3 protein-coding genes and 1 pseudogene are annotated in these 2164 nt (G+C 68.1%); 3 read left to right on the top strand and 1 reads right to left on the bottom strand.

What is annotated here, in order from left to right:
• A pseudogene (locus C9E82_RS24740) lies at positions 1-342 on the top strand (pilus assembly protein PilP); the annotation flags it as partial.
• 54 nt (positions 343-396) lie between these two features.
• Here the strand turns inward: C9E82_RS24740 and C9E82_RS23795 are convergent.
• Positions 397-1410 carry a TraB/GumN family protein gene (locus C9E82_RS23795; RefSeq protein ID WP_119901195.1) on the bottom strand — a complete coding sequence of 338 codons (1014 nt, stop codon included), beginning with the start codon at positions 1408-1410 and terminating at the stop codon, positions 397-399.
• Between the two features lie 201 nt (positions 1411-1611).
• Between C9E82_RS23795 and C9E82_RS23790 the strand changes: the two genes are divergently transcribed.
• Together C9E82_RS23790 and C9E82_RS23785 are read left to right on the top strand one after the other, a co-directional pair.
• Complete coding sequence (locus tag C9E82_RS23790) at positions 1612-1899, top strand: co-chaperone GroES (protein WP_119901194.1); 288 nt, start codon at positions 1612-1614, stop codon at positions 1897-1899.
• Between the two features lie 45 nt (positions 1900-1944).
• A partial coding sequence (locus tag C9E82_RS23785; protein WP_276312145.1) for a TCP-1/cpn60 chaperonin family protein occupies positions 1945-2164 on the top strand: 220 nt, incomplete at its 3' end.

Raw genomic sequence — 2164 nt, 5'->3', positions numbered from 1 at the left:
GAGGCCCGCGCCGCCGCCGCGCGCCAGCAGCGCTATACCCCGCCCGAGGCCGAGAACGAGCCCGAGGTGGCCGCCGCCGTGCCGCAGGGACAGTCCCCGGCCTCGGTCACCGACGCCGCGACGGTCAGGAACGGCATCCAGGTCAGCCGCACCCAGATCATCGGCACGATCGGCGCGGGCAAGGCCAGCCGCGCGCTGGTCCGCCTGTCGAACGGCCGCGTCATCACCCTGCGCATCGGCGACCGCATCAATGGCGGCACCATCACCGAGATCGGCGACAGCCGCATCACCTACAGCAAGGGCGGGCGAAGCCACGTGCTGGGCGTGCTGAACGGGCAATAGCCCCGCCTGCAGCCGGGCGCCGGCATCTGCGCCCGCGCCCCTGCCCGGCCGGCATCACCCGTCCAGCCGCTCCAGTTCCCAGCCTTCGTCCGCCAGCAATTGCAGCACGCCCTCTTCGCCCGGCAGGTGCAGGGCGCCGAAACCGGCGACGATGCCCTTGCCCTGGGCGGCGGCGGCCTCGGCCCCCTCGACCAGCGGCGCGATCCAGTTGCGGTTGCGCTGGTCCATCAGCATCGACTGGGCCAGCGCCATCTGCTCGTCCACGGTCTCGGGCGGCAGGCCCGAGGTCTCGTAGGCGTCGAAGCGGCCGAATTCCCAGATCCGCCAGACATCGGCGTCGAAATAGGCATCGGTCAGGGTCGCGGCATAGTCGTCGGCATGTTCGGCGGCCGGCAGCGCGGCGCGGATCATGTCCTCCTCCTGCGCCGGCGTCAGGTCCGCGAACAGCGAAAACACCGTGTCCCAGGGCTCCAGCGCATGGACCGGCACGTCCATCGTCCCGGCCATCTGGGTCAGCAGCCGGTCCAGCCCGCCGGGACCCCCGGCCTCGGCCAGGCTTTCCATCATGCAGGGCGAAATGCCCAGCAGCAGCGACACATACCAGGGCCGCATCCGCGAGGCGAGGACCGCCGGAATGCCGCGATCCTCGATGGCGGCCGAAAGACGCGCCCATTCATTGGCGCTCAGCCGCTCGGGCAGGGTCGGGCCGCTGGGGTCGAACATCAGCGACGGATCGGCCTGCAGCGCGTCCTGCAGCTTCTCCTCCTCCTCGGGCCCGGCCTCGACATAGAGCGCGGCGGCACCGGCCAGGGGTTCGGCAAGGTGCAGCATCATCGTCTCGTGGCGGGGATCGGCGAAATGATAGGTGCCGACCAGCACCATCCGCGCCTCTCCCCTGGTCGCGCGCCACAGCAGCCCGCGATGATAGGGCACCTTGGCGACCGCCTCGTCGATTCGGGCCCGGGTCTCGGCCGGCATCCTGTCGATCAGGTTGCGCCCGATGCATTCGGCCAGCGCCGGGGCGGGGGCGGCCAGAAGGGCAAGGGCGAAAAGGGCGGGTCTGATCATTCCTGTCTCCGGTTGCTTGGCGCGAAGACTGGCACGAGCCGGTGGCGAGGGCCAGTGCCAAGCGCAGCGCCGCCCGGTTCCGCGGAAGGAAGCGGTTGACAGCGCCCCGGCCTCTGCCTAGACCACAGCTATTGGCACTCTCGTGTAGTGAGTGCCAACAACGCGACACAACACTGCAACCTGCAATATCGGAGTGTTCAAATGGCATTCAAACCGCTGCATGACCGCGTGCTGGTCCGCCGCGTCGAAAGCGACGAAAAGACCAAGGGCGGGCTGATCATCCCCGACAGCGCGAAGGAAAAACCCGCCGAGGGCGAAGTCGTCTCGGTCGGCGAGGGCGCGCGCAAGGATTCGGGCGAGCTGATCGCACCGGCGGTCAAGGCGGGCGACCGCGTGCTGTTCGGCAAATGGTCGGGCACCGAAGTCACCATCGACGGCGAAGAACTGCTGATCATGAAGGAAAGCGACATCCTGGGCATCATCGGCTGATCGCCGGCCCGGCATATCCTTCAACGATAAATTCTGGAGAATCAAATGGCAGCGAAAGAAGTGAAGTTCAGCACGGACGCGCGCGACCGGATGCTGAAGGGCGTGAACATCCTTGCGGATGCGGTCAAGGTGACGCTCGGTCCGAAGGGCCGCAACGTGGTGATCGACAAGTCCTTCGGCGCGCCGCGCATCACCAAGGACGGCGTCTCGGTCGCCAAGGAGATCGAGCTGGGCGACAAGTTCGAGAACATGGGCGCGCAGATGG

The sequence above is a fragment of the Paracoccus sigandri genome (assembly GCF_003709565.1).
GTDB lineage: Bacteria > Pseudomonadota > Alphaproteobacteria > Rhodobacterales > Rhodobacteraceae > Paracoccus > Paracoccus siganidrum.
Note: the sequence above shows the minus strand (reverse complement) of the source record. Positions and strands in the feature narration are given on the sequence as shown.